Genomic DNA, 17,695 nt, shown 5'->3' with positions numbered 1-17,695 from the left:
TACTCATCGATCAATCCCAGCTCCGTCAACGCCAGTGGGAGCTTCACACCTCCCACGAACAGTCCCTTGCCCGACTCCCGCTTGAGTTGCTGAACGGCCTTGCCCAGATCCCCGCGCACGAGTTCCGCGTTCCAATCGACCCGCTCCAGGGTGCTCGACACGACGTACTTCTTTGCCGCGTTGATCGTCTGGGCGAAGGGTTCCATCCAATCAGGTCTCGCTCCCGTCCGCGCCGGCGGCCGCCACGCTGCCTCCATCATTTCGTAAGTCACCCGGCCAAAGAGAAGGGCATCGGCCTGCTTGAGGTTCTCGACCGCGTGACGATGCAAGTCTTCGTCCACGCGGCCTGCCCGATGATCGCAGCACCCGTCCAATGTGACGTTGATGGAGTACCGAAGGGGTCGCATTGCGCAAGCGTACCGCCGATGGGGTAGACGAGCAAGGTTAGCCCGCTCATATGCTTTACAAGCCGTGCGTACAAGCCACTAGCTGAGGCCGGGCGCGCAATAGTCGGCCAGGTGCTGGCCGGTGAGGGTCGACCTGGCAGCGACAAGGTGCGCCGGTGTCCCCTCGAAGACCACCCGGCCACCGTCGTGTCCTGCGCCGGGGCCCATGTCGATGATCCAGTCTGCGTGCGCCATCACCGCCTGGTGGTGCTCGATCACGATCACGGACTTGCCTGAGTCGACGAGGCCGTCGAGTAGATGCAGAAGCTGCGCGACATCGGCGAGATGCAGGCCGGACGTGGGCTCGTCGAGGATATAGACTCCGCCCTTCTCCGCCATGTGGATGGCGAGCTTGAGCCGCTGCCTCTCTCCGCCGGAGAGCGTCGTCAGCGGCTGGCCGAGGCTGACATACCCGAGGCCGACCTCAACCATCCTGTGGAGGATGGCATGCGCCGGGCCTGAACTAAAAAACTCCTCCGCCTCGGCGGCAGACATCGCCAGCACCTCGGCGATGTTCTTGTCGTGGAGGCGATATTCGAGCACCTGCGCCTGAAAGCGCTGGCCGCCGCATTCCTCGCACACGGTCGCGACGGCCGCCATCATCGCCAGGTCGGTATAGATGACGCCGGCTCCGTTGCAGTTCTGGCAGGCTCCGGTCGAGTTGGCGCTGAAGAGGGCGGCCTTCACGCCGTTCTCCTTGGCGAAGGCCGTGCGAATGGGATCGAGCAACCCGGTGTAGGTCGCCGGGTTGCTACGGCGCGAGCCGCGGATGGCCGCCTGATCGACCGAGACCACGTTGGCGCTGCGCGGCATCGAGCCGTGGATCAGCGAGCTCTTGCCGGAACCGGCGACGCCCGTCACCACGGTGAGCACGCCGAGCGGGACGTCTACGTTCACACCCCGCAGGTTGTGCCGGGTCGCATCCCGGATCTTCAGCACTCCGGTCGGAGTCCGCACCGTGTCCTTGAGTCGGGCACGGTCGTCGAAATGGCGGCCAGTCAGGGTATCGGACGCACGAAGCGCAGCAACCGTGCCCGTGAAGCAGATCTCACCGCCGTGCACGCCGGCGCGCGGGCCGAGGTCGACGACGTGGTCGGCGATCTCGATCGCCTCCGGTTTGTGCTCCACCACCAGGACCGTGTTGCCCTTATCGCGCAGCCGCAGCAGCAGGCCGTTCATCCGCCGGATGTCGTGCGGGTGGAGCCCAACCGTCGGCTCGTCGAAGACATAGGTCACGTCCGTCAGGCTGGAACCGAGGTGGCGGACCATCTTGACCCGCTGCGCCTCGCCACCCGAGAGGGAGCCGGACGTTCGCTCGAGACTGAGGTAGCCGAGCCCGATCCCGACGAATGAGTCGAGGGTCTGCAACAGGGTCGAGACGACCGGCGCGACCGACGCATCGTCGAGTCCCCGCACGAATTCGGCCAGGTCGCTGATCTGCATCACGCACGCATCGGCGATGTTGATCCCGCCGATCCGCGACGACCGGGCCGCCTCGTTGAGCCGAGTGCCGCCGCACTCGGGGCAAGCGGTGAAGGTGACTGCCCGGTCCACGAACGCCCGGATATGCGGCTGCATCGCCTCACGGTCTTTGGAGAGGAACGACTTCTGCACCTTGGGGACCAGCCCCTCATAGGTGAGGTTGACGCCGTTGATCTTCACCTTGACCGGCTCCTTGTAGAGGAAGTCGTGGAGCTCCTTCTTGGTGTACTTGCGGATCGGCTTGTTCGGGTCGAGGAAGCCCGACTCGGTAAAGATCCCCACTGTCCACCAGCCGTCCGTCTTGTAGCCGGGGATGGTGATCGCGCCCTCGGCGAGCGACTTGGAGTCGTCGAAGAGCTGGGTCAGGTCGATATCGGACACCTCGCCGAGGCCTTCGCAGCGCAGGCACATTCCCTCGGCGTTGTTGAATCCGTAGCGGAACGACGGGCCGATGTGGGGCTCTCCAAGACGGCTGAACAAGATACGCAGCAGGGCGTTGGCATCGGTTGCCGTGCCGACCGTGGAGCGGGCGTTGGCCCCCATCGGCTCCTGGTCCACGATGATCGCGGCGCTGAGCCCGCTCAGGCCGTCCACGTCGGGCCGGCCGAGGCTGGGCATGAAGGACTGGACGAAGGCGGTATAGGTCTCGTTGATCAGCCGCTGCGACTCGGCGGCGATGGTTCCGAAAACGAGTGAGCTCTTGCCCGAGCCGGAGACCCCGGTGAAGACGGTGAGGCGCCGCTTGGGAATGTCGACTGAGATGTCCTTGAGGTTGTTCACCCGGGCGCCGTGGACTCGAATCAGGTCGTGGCTGTCCGCAGGATGGCGCGCCTCGGCATGGAGTTGGGGGCGCGGGGCGTCCATGGAACGGGGCATCCGGGAATGATAGTCGCGATCAGCGGGAGACGAGTCTCGAACTCTCCGTAGAGTAGCTAGCGGTCGCCGACACCTGCATGCGTCCGCTCAGTAGTTCCGTGGAGCGCGCGCTGCCAGGTCGCCGCGGAGCTTTCATCCGGGCCCCCGGCGGCTATGTCCGGTTCGCCGGTCTGAAGCTCATGCGAGACCCAGATGTTGCCCGGCCCCGCGTAGTTCGGGCCTTCGCCAAACGCCAGCACGGTGGCGTCGTTTGCATCAATCGCCATCTGAAAGTAGTCGCCGTATGGCGACGTGAACCCGGCTGGCGTGAGATAAGGATAGCCAGGCACGAATCGGGAGATGCGTACCTCCGGCCCCAGCGTCTGCCCATTATCTTCAGTGGCCCGGTAACGAACGTTCCAGGTGCCGGTTCCGTCCGCAGCCACCTGCGGCGTGTCCATCCAGGCCAACCGTACGTCGCCCGCTCGATCGCCGACGGTGATCGCCGGAAAAGCATGTTCTGCCCCAGCCGGAGCAGTGGACACCTCGCGGCGCGATGAGAAGGTTCGGCCGTGATCAACCGAGCGGCTGAAAAAGATGCGCTCGGGTGCAAAGTCCGTGCGGTCGACCGTTCCATTCCAGAGGAGATAGACTGCGTCGTCGGGCCCGATCCTCATGGTCATCTGCGCACTTAGATAGGCGAAGCCGCAACCACTGCAGGGCGGGGGAGCGCCACTGACAGCGATCACGACTCGTTGCCAGGTTTTTCCCTCGTCGCTGGAGCGGGTGAGCCAGAGCGTAACCGGTCCGTCCCCGTTAGCCGAATGGGCTGCGTCAAAGCTGTTCCAGGCAAAATACAGATTGCCCTTGGAATCGATTCCGCCGCCTGCCGACAACGGCAGGTTGAAGCGGTTGCTGCCGGGCGTAACCAGGCGGGTAGTCCACTGCCGACCGCCGTCTTGCGAGATTGACGCGTAGGTGCTGAAGCCGTCGTCGTACGCCACCGCCACGGTCCGGCCGCGGACCACGAGCGAGTCCTTGTCCAGCCCGATGAGGCCATCACTTACGATCCGAACGGGGGACCAGGTCTCGCCGAAGTCGGTGGATTCGACCACGCCGATCACGGAGTTGGCGTTCTGCAGGAAGGAGGCCCACACGGTGCGGCCGTCCACGGGGTCGACCGCGATCTGCGGATCGTACTGCCCACCGTCAACGGCTACTGGGGCAATGGCCCTGGGCACGGTCCAGCTACGCCCACCATTGCTGCTGCGCTGTACAAGGAGGTGGACATCGCAGGCGGGGCAGGTGCCGCCGCCCGGGACGTCGTAGTGCTTGTACAGGACGTACTCATGGCCAAACCGGTCGGCTGCGATGGCCGGTTCCCAGTCGTCGCCGGAGACGAAACCGACCCGGTGCTGGAGGCTGAAGCGCACGCTCCCCTGGTCGCTGGCCAAAGCAGCGATGCCTGCCCCTGGCGCCAGGGAAGCCATCATGATCACGCTCGCTGTCACGAGCGTCAGCGACCTCGTCGTTGTTCCCCTCACCCGCGAAGAAGACTAACGGGCGGGCGGCCCTCCGTCAATGCGGATACGCCGGAGAGGAACTCGGGCGGTGCCTGCCTACCGCTGCGCTCAACGAGGCCCGCCAAACAGACTGCGCCAAAGAGACCAGCGTCTACGCCAGGAGGCGTTCCACCGACGCCCTACCAATTCGGTTCAGCTACCAGATGGCAGATGTGGCGTAGGCCAGCCCGGCTGTGCCAGGCGTGCCCGCGTTGCCACTGAGGGCTGGGGCGCACGGTTACTCGCCCTCCAGCACCGGGATGGCCCGTGGGATGGAGGCATCCCCACGTTTACCTCCACCGCCGCGGCGGCGTTCGAAGAGTTATGCACGAGAGAGCGGGAGACGAGGTTTCCCGCGCAATGCCCACTCAGACGGGCCAGGTTCGCTTCGGATACCGGCTCGCAGACATCGAAGTCTCCCAGGGCAGGCCAGGTCTGGGACCGGTTTAGCCTACCCTTCGAGGATGGGAGGGTGCCCGGGGCGGCGGTTTTGGATCGCTTGCGTCCTTGCCCTGCTATCCACGGCATGCAGCGCGGCCGCCTCGACCTCGATGAGCCAGGATGCGAAGGCCCAGGGATCCAAGACTGTACCCCTTGCTGGCGGTCCGCTACCGGCCTTGCCGACCGGCAACTTGTTCATCCGCGCAATCGAATTCCATCAGCCGGCTGGCAGCTTCTTTCCCTCGCTCAAGCACGTGCCAGGTCTCATCTTTCAGGCGGAGGGCAGCCAGGTGCTCGCCATCCAGGATGGCCCGACCGTAAACATTGGACCGGCGCAGGGTTTCTTTCTCGGTCCGCTGGCGCACACACATACCAACCCGGGACTGGCGGAGAACCACTGGTACTTCGTGGCGCTGTGGCCGACGAGCGCTCGGTCGTCACCGCTCGTCTCCTCGAGCGCCATTGTTCCGTACGAAACGCTGGACTTTCCTCTGACCACGTTCTCACCCAGTCCGTACATCGAAACCCTACGATGGGTCGCTCTGGAGCCGGGCGGACGAACGGGCGCGGCAAAATACGGCGGCATCGTGGCCCTCTTTGTCCTGGAAGGATCGATCCGGGTACGGGCAGCCGGGAAATCGGCGGTCACGCTTGCCGCCGACCACGGGGCAAGCGAGCTGCCCGGGACGGCGACACAGATTTTCAACCTAGCCAGCGGCCGGTCTACCTTCCTTGCATTTCATGTCACCGCTGCAGGCCAGCCCTTCGAGACGCCCGTGGATCAGTCACCCTAGCGTTTGGGAGCAATCTCCCGGATCAAATTGTTCTCGCTGTCGGCGATGTACACGACTCCCTGGGCGTCAACCGCCACACTGAGAGGATCGTTAAGCGTTGCCTGCAGCGGCGCGCTACCGTCCGCCGAGTACCCCGCGCGACCGGTCCCCGCCAGGCTCGAAATTGTGCCGCGAAGATCGACCTCGCGAATCCTCTCGTTGCCGGCATCCGCTATATAAAGGTTGCCCTGGCTATCAACGGCCAGCGCCTGACCACTTCCCAACCCTTGGCTCGTCAGACTCAGCTCAGCGGCTGAAGCCGATTGACCGTCGCCGGAAGAGCCCGGAACACCAGTTCCGGCGACGGTGACGATCTCGCCGGCGAGATCGACCTTCCGCACCCGATCGTTGCCAACGTCCTCGATGTAGAGATACCCTTCGCTGTCGAAGGCAAGTGCCTCAGGTAAGTCGAGGGGTGCCGCGGTGGCGGGACCACCTTCGAACGTATACGCGGCGGTTCCGGTTCCCGCCACCGTGCTGATCACGCCCTCGCTCGTGACCATTCGCACACGATGATTCAGCGTGTCGGCGATAAATACGCTGCCACTAAAGCCGACGGCCAGTCCCGTCGGGGCGTTCAGGCGAGCCCGGACCGCTCGTTCGCCATCACCGGAATAGCCGGCATCGCCTGTGCCGGCTACCGTGAAGATTTTCCCCTTGGGATCAACCTCACGAACCCGATTGTTCCCGGTATCCGCGATGAAAACATCTCCGTCGGGATCGATGGCCAGCGCTTTTGGCGAGTTGAGTTGAGCCGACAGGGCTGGCCCCCCATCACCGCCATCCCCGGAATCACCCGTGCCCGCAATGGTCTGCACCGTGTCTCGTCCAGTGATCTTCCTGACTCGATTGCCGTCGATGAAGTAGAGCGTGCCGTTCGGAGCAACCGCCATCGCCGCCGGGCGGACGAGATCCGTCGCTGTTGCGGGCCGGCCGTCCGCCGAGAACGTCGATCGACCGGTGCCGGCCACCGTGACGATGGTCATGGCTGACCCTCCCTGCCGCGACGCCCAGAAGGCGAAGGCCGCAGCGCCGGCAGCCACCAACATGGCGACCGGGACGGCGGTCACCCAGCGCGATCGAGGGGCCTTTCCAGTTGCAGTGGACTCTCGGCTCGACGAGGCATCGACTGGCACAGACGCCGCGGCCGTTGGGGCGGGCGCGAGAGGCGCCGGCGATCCCACGACCCATGCGGCAACCTGAGCCCGGGAATGGAAGCCGAGCTTGCTTCGGATCTGCTCAACGTGGTGCTCGGCCGTCCGCTCCGAAATGAAGAGGCGCCTGGCTATCTGGCGGTTCGTCAGCCCGTCGGCTACGAGAGCGGCGACCTCCCGCTCGCGAGGTGTCAGCGTGGACTCCTGCCTGGCCGGCACTCCGTTCTCCTCAGGTCCCGATGGGAATTGGGTACCGAAATGGGTACCGGAGCCTGTATTTCTGCGGATGCGTGGCGGCCGTTTTCCCCCTACGGTGGCGGCGAGCCGGAAAACCCCGACGGAGGAAAGACATGAGGATCATGATGCCGCTTCCGCGATCATGTCGCTCGACCTTTTGGCCGCTTGTTAGCCTGACCTTGCTCGCCAGCCTAGCCGCGTGTGGGACTCCAGTGTCGGCGACTACGCCGGCGGAGGGGCCGGCGTCAGTGAAGCAGGCGGCGACCGTAGTCCGGCCAGCCCAAACACCAACTGTCCTATCGGAGAGCGGCGAGGTCTGGATCACACTCCAGGCAACCAGTCGCATCGATATCCTTCACGGCCAGGACGGCCGAGGGCCAATGGAGACGATCAACCTTCCGGCCGGGACCGGTCCGCACATCACGACCTTCTCGCCCCAGGGCGCCTTTGCCTACATCTCCGGGATGGGCAACGGCGACCTCGACATCGTCCAGGCTGACAGCCGACAGCTCGTCGATGTCCTGCACCTGGGACAAGTAGGGACCCACCAGGCGAAATCCTCACCGGACGGTTCGGTCCTGCTCGTGGCGCAGATTGGCTCCAAAACCCTCTTCAAGGTCGCCGCGAACCTGGCCACCCAACGCTGGGATGTCGTCGGTTCCCTCTCGTTCGCGTCGCTGGGGAAGGCTCCGATTTGCAGCGTGTATCGCGACGACGGCAAGCATGCCTACGTCTCGTTGCTTCCCAGCGGCCTGGCGATCGTCGACGTGGGCAGCATGAGCGTTGTGCGCACCTTCGATACTGACGGCTTCATCGCGTGCGGCATGATCAAGTCGAAGAACGGCAAGACTGTGACGATTGCGGCCGGCGGAAGCACTGGGGGCCATATCTATCGGCTCGACACCGACACCGAAACGCTCGCAGACGCCGGTAGGCTTCCGGCGCCCGACTGGCATAGCTTCAACATGAGCCCTAACGAAAAGCTGGGCTTCGGGACCGTTCCGCGCGGTGACGAGCTGGTGCTGATCGACCTTCGGGGTGAACAAGTAAGCGTCGCCGACATCCTAGTTCTCGACCCAACGCCGGGTCCCGCCAACGACCAGCCGGATGCCATCGGCGTGAAAGGGAACACCGCCTTTGTTTCGCTTCGCGCCTCGGGCAAGATCGCGGTCATCGATGTCAATCAAAGAACGGTTAGCTACCTCGATCTGGCACCAGCTTCGGTTTTCAATCCGGCCAATTGCTCAGGATGCGCGGTCCACGGCGTCGCCGTGCGTCCGTAGCGATTCCAGGGGACGGGCCAGCGACCGGCCTGTCCCTACCTCCGCGCCCGACCCGAGGATCGTGGATTGGTAGCCGGCCGCACTCGAGCGGGAAATCAGCGGGAGACGAGTCTCGGACTCGTGAAGGACGCAAGCTGGAGAGGAAAGCGGATCCTCGCCCAGGCGGCCTAGGTTTGCTGCGGGTGCGAGTGGACTCGAACCCACGCAGGGCACAACCTGGAATGGAAAGCGGATACTGTCCGTGCCGAATTGAGCGGACGGTCAGCGGATGGTTTCATCCCAGCCAAGCCTCCCTCGGCACGCTCGGCGTGATGCGCGGCCTCAGCTCGTCGCTGTCTTGACAAGCTTGCCGATCATTTTCTCGACGGCGGGGGTCAATCTTTTCAGGGCAAAGGAGGTTGGCCAAATGTCACCCTCGTCGAGATTTGCAGCCTGTTGGAAACCGAAGGTCGCGTATCTTGCTTTGAACTTCTGCCCGCTTTGGAAGAAGCAGACAACCTTGCCGTCCTTGGCGTACGCGGGCATCCCGTACCAGGTTCTCGGAGCTAGAGTAGGCGCGCTGGCTTTGATGATGGCGTGGAGCCGCTTAGCCATGACGCGATCCGCTTCCGGCATCTCGGCGATCTTCCGAGTACGTCGCTTTCCCCGTCCGCCTCACCCGAGCCAGCGCGCCTCCGCTCGTTGAGGGTCTCCCTCATCGCGGCTCGTTCCTCGGCCGTCAATAACTGGGACGCCCTGTCAGTGGTGCGGCGGACCGACTTCTGGGCGGCCTTCTTTGGGCTCACGTTGTCTCTCCTCGAGTCTGGATTACTCGAACCATCATGTTAAGTCCCCATGATGAAAAAAGCCGACTGTGCTCCTGATCTAGGCGCTGTGGTGAATCAGCAAATTGTCGACGATGTCACTAGATGAACTGCCTGCTGCTTAGGTTCCGGACCTGGTTCGGCCACACTTATAGATCCTGAAAAACTCGCTATCAATCGCTAAACCCAGACGAGACTTGTCAAGGCATGAAGGGCGGTGGTTGGAGCTCCACCAAGCTCAAGCTCAACAATTAGCGGGGAGACGAGTCTCGAACTCGCGGAGGACGCAAGCTGGGGAGGCAAGCGCGTATTGCCTCCAGCGGCTTAGATGAAAACTTAGGGTTCGCGGGCTGTAACGACTAGCCGTCAGGCTCGCCCCTGCTCAGCCAGCACAGATTAGGGTTGTTGAATGGCAAGGCCAGCTGGAATAAATGCCCGGGTGATGAAGCGCTGGTTTACCCCGGTGCCGTCAATGTTCGCTCGCCCGATGGTGGTCCCCGCGGGTCCGTTTGGTGGACCCGCCTGGGACCAGTAAATATGGTCGGTATCGACTTTAATCCCAGTCGGCCCATTCGCGCCGGTGATGAAGGTCTGGTTCAACCCGGTCCCGTCAAGATTGGCCCGCCCGATTGTGCCCCGGTCGATGCCAGTCCAATACATGTGCGAGCCGTCAATTGCCATCCCATCTGGAGTTGCTTCCGTCTTGATGAATGTCTGGTTGACGCCCCTTCCATCGAGGTTCGCGCGCCCGATCGACAAGGAATCGTGGCTGGTCCAATAGATGTAGGTCTCGTTTACCACGACATCTGCGGGTTCAGTGATGCCGGTGATGAAATTCTCATTCACCCCAGTGCCGTCCAGATTGGCTCGGCCAATGGAGACGGGAGCCTGCCAATTCCCCCAATAGATATGAGAGCGGTCAATGGTGAGAGGACACGGCGAGCCGGTACTGCTGATAAACGTTTGGTTTACCGCCGTGCCATCGAGGTTGGCGCGCCCAATCGAATTCGTACCATTGTTTCCCCAGTAGATATACGACTGGTTAATCGCAACATCGCAGGGGGTGCTGGCGCCGGTGATAAAACTCGGGTTCACCGCCGTACCGTCGAGATTGGCGCGGCCGATCGTGGTCCCACGTCCGGCGCCCCAGTTCGCCCAATAGATATAAGGGCCGCTCGCGGCCGCGGTGGCAGAGGCGGCCCGGGACGCGGCAACCGTGGGACGGGCGGCCGTCCCGCCGCAGGCGGCCAACCAAAGCGGCGCAATCATGAGAATGCCGAGGCGTGCCATCCGTTTCACCCTTGACCCTCCAGGACCGGCCGTACGACCGACCAGCTGCGGCCGCCGTCTGTTGTCTTCATAATGCCGCCTGGCGATCCCTCGTGGAACGGATTTTCGGACCAGGCGTAGTAGCCAACTTTGGCATCGAAGAACGCCACGGCACCGGCCGCGGGGACCAGTCGGCTGAGAAGCTTCCACGTGGCGCCACCGTCTGTCGTGCCGTACAACTCGGCAACGAAAGCACACGTGACGACGTAGCAGTCGGCACCCGGGCTTGGCGGGATCGGCCCCGTTTCCTTGACGGCCCATCCCGTGCGCGCGTCGATGAAGTCGGGGGGCGCGGCTGGCCAGAACGGCAGCTGACTCAAGCTCCAGGTTCGGCCCGAGTCGGTGGTTCTATAAATCCCAGTCCAGGACGGCCCGATACCGCCGAAAAACACGGGAAGGATTCCGTTGTTCAGCGTAAAGATCGGCGCACTCGCCGAAAAGTACCCGGACCCTGACGGGTATGAGGGGAGGGGGACCGCCTCCCAGCTCCGACCGCCGTCGCGCGTAACCGCTGCGACAGGACCGGAGTGTGGGGACAGAACCCCGCTGGCGCGAGTACAGTCGTAGGTCAACCACCCGTAATCGGCGCTGATGAACGTTATTCCGCTCGGCGTACAGCCGGCGGCAAGCCGACCAAGGACGGAACCATCGGATTCGGAGGCCCTGGCGATTTCGCTCCAGCGCCGGCCGCCGTCACTCGTGGCAAAGATGGCCCGCGAATTTGGAGAAGCGCTACCCGCGGTATCTACGACCAGCCAGCCGTGCTGCGCGTCGATAAAGTCCAATTGCACCGCTGCATTTCCTCCCCTGATCTGGATGAGGGCCGGCAGCGGAGCGCTCGCGCTCCAGGTATGACCGCCGTCGACGGTCGAGGTCACGACGAGCCCGTGGCTGGTCGCCCCGGTCATCCAAGCGTGCGTCGTGTCCAGCGCAAAGTTACCCAGCCCACCTTTGATCTGATTCGAGATTGCCGGCGGCGATGAAATGACCCTCCAATGAAGTCCGGCATCGCTCGTCTCAACGTAAGCAACGCCGTTCCAACCGACGTTTGGCGACACCATGTGCAGCGAACCCGGATAAAAGCCGCGCGGATAGGTGCCGGTGATCGAAGGACTCGGAAGGGGCTGGGGGGCGACGGAAGGACTTGGATGGACTTGGACCGGCGCCCGACTGCGCGCATGCAGCAGTGCAACCCCCAGGACGAGGGCAAAGACGATTACCGCCGCCGCGGCCAACACCTGCGAAGGCCATAGGCGCTCGCGGCGGCGCCATGCCTGTTCCGCAACGGACAGGGGGTTGTCCGGCTGCTGAAGGCGCTGAATCCGGATCTGGATGCGCCGCTGGAGGTCGGGCGCGGGCAGCCTCTCCAATTCCTCGAACCGCTGCTTCAGCTCAGGCATGCTCTTCCTCCAGGATTCGCCGCAGCCGCCGCCGTCCGCGGCTCAGGTTGACCCGAACAGACAGGGCGTTTGAGCGCAACATCTCGGCAATCTGACCGATTGGGTAGTCGCCGTAGTAGAAGAGAATCAAGGCGGCACGCTGCTTCGGCGGCAGCTTGGCCAGAGACGCCACCAATTCGCCGGCCGAATCACGTGTCGTGTAGGATTCTGTTCCCACGAGGGCTACCGATCGTGTGCGCTCCTGGAGCATCCCAGCAGCGATCCGAAAGGCGGTCCGCCACACCCAGGCAGCCGGCGACCGAACAGCTTCGCCCCGAACCATTAACTGCGCGAATGCTTCCGCCACCGCATCGCTCGCGACATCAGGATCCTGGGCATAAACAGCTACCGCCCGCCAAATTCGATCCCCATGCGTGCGATAGAGCGCCTCGACCGTGTCAGTGCGCTCGTCCGCGGTTGGCGCCTCCACTACTGGAAAGGGGCTCTTCAGGAGCAGAAGGTTACATGCCGCGTGAAACTCGAAGATAATCCACGGCCAGAGGCCCTTGGGGACCGCCGCCTCCCACCGCCATGTCGGACGCCGCATAGCGACCCTGGCGACGAGGAAATCAGCCCTTGTAACTTCAAACTCGTTGGGGCCACCGTTTGGTCGTGAAGCCACTCGCTCCAACAAGCCAGCTCAAGCTGATCAATTAGCGGGAGACGAGTCTCGAACTCGCGACCTCAACGTTGGCAACGTTGCGCTCTACCAACTGAGCTACTCCCGCGTTGCGTCACGCATTATAGCCAGCGCTGATCTCGCGATTGGCCCGATCCGAACTCCGGCCGAACTCGGCGTTACCAGCGCGTCGCGGCTCCGTCACATAGTCGCAGGAAAGGCCGTAAGACTCCGGCGCTATCACTGGCACGATGGGTCTGAGGGGGACCGCCTTCCGCTTGCTCGTGGCGGGAGGCGTGGGAGTCAGCCTTTTGCTCGCCAGCGCCGCGCCGACGGCTGCCGATGACTACTCCGACGCCCAGGCCCGCCTCCAGATCATCAACAAACTGAAGGGGGTCCTCAAGGACAACCTCCAGAAGGCCGAGGCCCAGGAGATTGCGTTGCAGCAGCAACTCCAGGAGACGCGCGACACCATCAACCAAACGATCGACAAGATCGCCGCCACGGAGCGGCGGATCGCCGAGCTGGAGCGCCAGATCGCCGCGCTCGACGCCCAGATCGCCGAGGAGCAGCAAGAACTGCGCAAGACCAAGGCCGAGTACGCCACCTTCGTCCGTAGCGTGTACAAAAGCGACTCGAACCCTCTTGCCCAGCTGCTCGCGGCCCCCGACTTCCAGGGCTTCCTCAACCGGGCCGTGGCGATCGAGCACCTGACCTACCTGTCCAACCGGCTGATCGACCACATCCGGCAGGTCGACCTCCTGCTGCACAGCCAGCAGGAAGGGGTGATCAGCAAGAAGAAAGAAGCTGACAAGGACCGGGCGGACCTCGTCGACCAGAAAGCCGCGCTGCTCACGCAGCAGGCGCACCAGCAGGACCTCGAGAACCGACTGCGCCAGAGCATCACCCAGGTGAAGTGGGAGTTGGTTGCCATCAATGGCCAGTCGGCGGCCCTTGCGCAGCGGATCGCGGACATGGAAATCGCCCGCCAGGACCAGCTGATCGCCGAGGCGGAGCAAGCCGCATGGCAGCAGGCCCAGTTCTGGATGCAGCACAACCTCTTCACGTTGCCCAACGCTGGTGCGAACCATTCGACGAAGTACCCGCTGATCTGGCCGCTGCAGCAGGGGAGCATCACACTTGTCTTCGGCCCCTGCAGTCAGGCGTTCGAGCCGCCCGGCTTTGGCTATCCGCACTTCCATACGGGGGTCGACGTCGCCTACAACCAGGGCACCCCAATCCTCGCCGCCGACGACGGCGTGGTGGTGGCGGCTGGTTCCAGCCTCATCAACGGCCAGCTGGTCGGCTACGGCAACTACATCATCGTCGCGCACCGCAACAACTTCTTCTCGCTCTACGGCCACCTGCTCGGCTTCCAGGTCAAAGCCGGCGACAGCGTGCACCAGGGCCAGCTGATCGGTTACGAGGGGTCGACCGGCAACTCCACCGGTCCGCATGTCCACTTCGAGTACCGCTACGGCGGCCAGCCGACCAATCCCCTCCCCTACCTGCCGCCGAACGGCCCCAACACCTTCAGCCAGTAAGGCGCTCGTAACCGCCTGGGCCCCGATGCCGTTACCTCCTCGAAGGGTATGAAGATATTGCAACTCGGTCGCCGCACTGGACTGCAGCTCTGGGCTTCCTGGGGATCCATCGCCGTCACGCTGACGCGCTTCGCTGTCTAACTGCAAACCGGGTCGGCTCAGCCAGCAGATAGAAGGTTGAGGGAAGCCGGGCCTTGATTCAGCCGGCGGTCCAGCCGCTGCACGCGCCGCTCCAAATCCATCCGCCACTGCGGGTTGGGCACCGCCGCCAGCGCGAGCAGGCGCAGCGCGTCACCCACGATGCGTCGAGCCGCGTTGAAGTCCCGTGCCTGGTGCTCGAGCAGTTTCGCCAGCTCGATCGCGACGAGATACGGGTAAGACTGCGTGCGCCAGCACTCTTCCAGCACCGATCGGGCCTCCTCCCATCGTCCCTGCCGTCGCAACAGGCGCGCCAGCCGCAAGCCGAGCGCCCCACGCATCTTCGGCGGCGTTCCCCTGGAAGGATGCAGCCAGAGCTGCCGGTATTCAGCGATCGCCTGGCCGTGGAAGCCACGCACCTCTAAAAAGCGAGCCCGCCCGAATCGATCGAGCGGATCAAGATCGTCGGACCCTCGAAGGACCGCCTCGAAGCGCGCCAGCAGCAGCGCCATCGATACCACGTCCTGGCGGTTATGAGTGAAGACCGAATCCAGCACATGGGGATCGCCATCGCGTAGCCAGGCGAAGTATCGGCTCGGGATCAAACTGCCCGGCAGGTCATCGGCGCGATGCAGGTCGAGCACCGCCTGCTCAATGGTCTGCAACGCGCAGTCCGGCAGGCGCGGCCGGAAAATGCGGCGGGCCAGGGTGAGGAGGTCGAAGTGGGGCGGTGACGGCCATACTGCTCGCCGCATCACGAGCCGGGTCTGCAGGAGCGGCCAGTCGAAGCAGCGGCCGTTGTAGCTGACCAGGACGCCGGCCGCGTTCACGCACTGGCCGACCGCCCAGAGCAGTGCGCTCTCCTGGTTGAAGTCGCGAAGGAAGTACTGGGCGAGCGTCAGACCGCCCGCTTCGCGCCAGGCGAGACCGACGAGGAATGCAACGGTGCCAGTGCCGCCGGATAGACCGGTCGTTTCCGTGTCGAGGAAGAGCGGCCGTCGCAGGTCGCTGGGCGCGAGCCCAAGACACGTGGAGAGCGCCTCCACCTCCTGGTCGCCGTCGTCCGGGCACCATTCACGACGCACGACAACTGGGCCGAACGGCGTCTCCTCTTCGCGGCAATTGGCTGGCAGATCTTTGGAAATTCCTTCCCCCGCTTGCGGGGGAGGGTAGGGTGGGGGCTCGCTGCGTCGGGTGGGGCGCGCCGTAATGGCCGCGATCCGCTCGCGCAGCGCAACGAGGTCGGCCGTCAACGCGCCGGCGCGGGAATCAGCGCGGCCAGTTCGAGTAGGCGCAGGGCGACCGCCTTGCCCTCCTCCCCCACCTCCAGCGACGGACCAACGCAGGACGGGCAGCCGCTCTCGCAGCCACATTGCGACACCAGGTCGTGCGCGGCCGCCATCACGGCACCCGCCGTCTCGAACAAGCGCGCGCTCATCCCCACGCCGCCGGGATAGCGCTCGTAGACGAACACCGCCGGCGTGCCGGTATGCGGCGCGCGCGTCTCCGCATAGGCGCCGAGGTCGCGGACATCGCACATGAGGAACAGACAGGCCACCTGCGTGACGACGTTCGCCAACCCCTGCAGCCCGCCCTGCATCGCCGCACGCGGAAACTGGCGGGCTACCTCGGTGGGGATCTCGAGCCAGAACGCGGTCGTGTGCAACTGCTGTTCGGGCAGGCTGATGGGACCCGACCCGATGTTCTCGTGGGTGTGGAAACGGATCTTCTTGAAGATGGTGGGCAGCGCCGTGACCCGCACCTCGCCGTGGTGGACCGCGAGCGGCTCCGCCGGCCGGCTCTGAAAGGTCTCGAGCACTTTGATGCTGACCGCCAGGTTGGCGTCGGTGTAGTAATCGACCTTGACCGGCCGCACGTAGGCCTTCTTCTCCTCCCAGTCGAGCCGGTCGACGTGGTACTGCGCGCCTTCGTGCAGGTAGATCGCTTCCTCGTGGAGGAAGACCGGCGCCGAGAATTGATCCATCTCGCCGACGACGCTTGCCCCTCGGGTGACATCGACGATGACGACGTTGTCCGCGTTCGCGCTGCGCAGGCTCACCCCTTCGGCCGGAAACGCGTCCGCGCTCCAGTGCCAGGTATCTCCCGCCTGGTGGACGGCCCCGTCCTCTTCCAGAATGCGGAGCAGCTCCGCTACCGGCGCCTGACCGAATGGTTCCCCCGTCGAGAGGGGCAGTTCAAAGGTCGCCGCCTGCAGATGCGCGCTGAGGATCAGCAGGTTGTCGGGATCGATCAGTCCCTGTTCGGGGTCTCTCCCAAGGAAATATTCCGGATGGTTGACCAGATACTGATCGAGCGGGCTGCTCGAGGCGACATAGACCGCGGCCGCGGCACCACGGCGCCGCCCCGCGCGCCCGATCTGCTGCCAGGCGCTGGCGATCGTGCCCGGATAGCCACAGAGAATGGCCGCGTCCAGGTGCCCGATGTCGATCCCGAGTTCGAGCGCATTGGTGCTGACCACGCCACGCACCGATCCGTCGCGTAAGCCGTGCTCGATCTCGCGCCGCTGCAACGGAAGGTACCCACCGCGGTAGCCGCGGATCGTGCCGGTTTTGCCAAGTCGATTGGCGAGCGATTGCTGCAGATAGCTGAGCAGGATCTCCACCTGCAGGCGAGTGCGGCCAAAGACGATGGTTTGCACCCCATCGCGCAGAAATGCCTCGGCGATCCGCTGGCTCTCGAGCGTGGACGAACGCCGGATGCCGAGCTCGCGATTGATGACCGGCGGGTTGTAAAACAGCAGCCGCTTGGGCCCGCTCGGCGCCCCATTGTCGTCGACCAACGTCATCACGCGTCCCGTCAGCCGCTCGGCCAGCTCTTTCGGGTTGGCGATCGTCGCCGAGCAACAGATCACCACGGGGTGGCTGTCGTAGAAGGCGCAGACGCGCCACAGGCGGCGGAGCACGTTTGCCAGATGGCTGCCGAAGACGCCGCGGTAGGCGTGCAGCTCGTCGATCACGACGTAGCGAAGGTTGGCGAAGAGCTTCACCCAGCGGGTGTGGTGGGGCAGCACGCCGGTGTGCAGCATGTCGGGGTTGGTGACCACGATATGGCCGGCCTGGCGAATCGCCTGGCGAGCGCTCACCGGTGTGTCCCCGTCGTAGGTGTAGGTCTTGAGATCGACCTTCATCTCACCGACCAGACCATGGAGCTCAGCCAGCTGGTCTTGCGCGAGCGCCTTGGTCGGAAAGAGGTACAGGGCCCGCGCCTCGGGGTCCTTGAGCATCGCCTGCAGGACCGGCAGGTTGTAGCAGGCGGTCTTTCCCGACGCGGTCGGCGTCACAACGACCAGGTCTTTGCCGGCCAGCGCCAGAGCGGTCGCCTCCGCCTGGTGGGTGTAGAGGCGGCTGATGCCGCGGGCGGCGAGCGCCTGCCCAAGGCGGATGTCGAGCGAATCGGGAAATCCGGCGTAGCGGGCCTGGCGGGCCGGCAGGGTGTGGTCGAGCGTCAGATGCTGGCGGAACTCATCCTGAACGAGAAGTCGATCCAGCGCCATCTCGACCGACATGTCC

13 protein-coding genes, 1 tRNA gene and 1 pseudogene are annotated in these 17,695 nt (G+C 64.3%); 4 read left to right on the top strand and 11 right to left on the bottom strand.

The features are described 5' to 3' along the window. From VHK65_09075 to VHK65_09065, 3 genes are all read right to left on the bottom strand, one after another. On the bottom strand, nt 1-407 hold a 407-nt coding region (locus tag VHK65_09075), incomplete at its 3' end, for a dihydrofolate reductase family protein (protein ID HVS06300.1). Nucleotides 408-485: 78 nt separating this feature from the next. After that, nucleotides 486-2,804, bottom strand: a complete 2,319-nt coding sequence (locus VHK65_09070) for an excinuclease ABC subunit UvrA (protein ID HVS06299.1) — start codon at nt 2,802-2,804, stop codon at nt 486-488. Nucleotides 2,805-2,860: 56 nt separating this feature from the next. After that, nucleotides 2,861-4,276, bottom strand: a complete 1,416-nt coding sequence (locus tag VHK65_09065) for a sialidase family protein (protein HVS06298.1) — start codon at nt 4,274-4,276, stop codon at nt 2,861-2,863. Between the two features lie 620 nt (nt 4,277-4,896). Here VHK65_09065 and VHK65_09060 point away from each other — a divergent pair. Next, nucleotides 4,897-5,580, top strand: a complete 684-nt coding sequence (locus VHK65_09060; protein ID HVS06297.1) for a hypothetical protein — start codon at nt 4,897-4,899, stop codon at nt 5,578-5,580. Here VHK65_09060 and VHK65_09055 read toward each other — a convergent pair. Further along, nucleotides 5,577-6,605 (bottom strand): hypothetical protein, encoded by a 1,029-nt coding sequence (locus VHK65_09055; GenBank protein ID HVS06296.1) that lies wholly within the window; start codon nt 6,603-6,605, stop codon nt 5,577-5,579. The genes VHK65_09060 and VHK65_09055 overlap by 4 nt on opposite strands. Here VHK65_09055 and VHK65_09050 point away from each other — a divergent pair. Next, nucleotides 6,604-6,822 carry a hypothetical protein gene (locus tag VHK65_09050; GenBank protein HVS06295.1) on the top strand — a complete coding sequence of 73 codons (219 nt, stop codon included), beginning with the start codon at nt 6,604-6,606 and terminating at the stop codon, nt 6,820-6,822. The two genes, VHK65_09055 and VHK65_09050, sit on opposite strands and share 2 nt — an antisense overlap. Nucleotides 6,823-7,258: 436 nt before the next feature. Then, complete coding sequence (locus VHK65_09045) at nt 7,259-8,293, top strand: hypothetical protein (protein HVS06294.1); 1,035 nt, start codon at nt 7,259-7,261, stop codon at nt 8,291-8,293. A 321-nt stretch (nt 8,294-8,614) separates the two neighbouring features. On the opposite strand, the pseudogene VHK65_09040 reads toward VHK65_09045, so the two are convergent. The 5 genes and pseudogenes from VHK65_09040 to VHK65_09020 form a co-directional block, all read right to left on the bottom strand. After that, a pseudogene (locus tag VHK65_09040) lies at nt 8,615-8,991 on the bottom strand (hypothetical protein). A 501-nt stretch (nt 8,992-9,492) separates the two neighbouring features. Then, nucleotides 9,493-10,386: a hypothetical protein gene (locus VHK65_09035; GenBank protein HVS06293.1), complete on the bottom strand. Its 894-nt coding sequence runs from the start codon at nt 10,384-10,386 to the stop codon at nt 9,493-9,495. 5 nt (nt 10,387-10,391) lie between these two features. Beyond that, nucleotides 10,392-11,825, bottom strand: a complete 1,434-nt coding sequence (locus tag VHK65_09030; protein ID HVS06292.1) for a hypothetical protein — start codon at nt 11,823-11,825, stop codon at nt 10,392-10,394. Further along, nucleotides 11,818-12,411, bottom strand: coding sequence for a sigma-70 family RNA polymerase sigma factor (locus tag VHK65_09025; GenBank protein ID HVS06291.1), 594 nt, complete (start codon nt 12,409-12,411; stop codon nt 11,818-11,820). The genes VHK65_09030 and VHK65_09025 overlap by 8 nt, the downstream gene beginning before the upstream one ends. A gap of 108 nt (nt 12,412-12,519) precedes the next feature. Beyond that, nucleotides 12,520-12,592 (bottom strand) — tRNA-Gly (locus VHK65_09020). 142 nt (nt 12,593-12,734) lie between these two features. Here VHK65_09020 and VHK65_09015 point away from each other — a divergent pair. Continuing rightward, on the top strand, nt 12,735-14,027 hold the full coding sequence (locus VHK65_09015) for a peptidoglycan DD-metalloendopeptidase family protein (GenBank protein HVS06290.1): 1,293 nt from the start codon (nt 12,735-12,737) through the stop codon (nt 14,025-14,027). Nucleotides 14,028-14,185: 158 nt separating this feature from the next. Here VHK65_09015 and VHK65_09010 read toward each other — a convergent pair whose 3' ends face one another. Next, on the bottom strand, nt 14,186-15,418 hold the full coding sequence (locus tag VHK65_09010; GenBank protein HVS06289.1) for a ribonuclease H-like domain-containing protein: 1,233 nt from the start codon (nt 15,416-15,418) through the stop codon (nt 14,186-14,188). Beyond that, nucleotides 15,415-17,691 carry a DEAD/DEAH box helicase gene (locus VHK65_09005; protein ID HVS06288.1) on the bottom strand — a complete coding sequence of 759 codons (2,277 nt, stop codon included), beginning with the start codon at nt 17,689-17,691 and terminating at the stop codon, nt 15,415-15,417. The genes VHK65_09010 and VHK65_09005 overlap by 4 nt, the downstream gene beginning before the upstream one ends. Nucleotides 17,692-17,695 lie beyond the last annotated feature (4 nt).

This window comes from Candidatus Dormiibacterota bacterium, assembly GCA_035544955.1.
In the GTDB taxonomy this organism is placed as follows: Bacteria; Chloroflexota; Dormibacteria; order CF-121; family CF-121; genus CF-13.
Note: the sequence above shows the minus strand (reverse complement) of the source record. Positions and strands in the feature narration are given on the sequence as shown.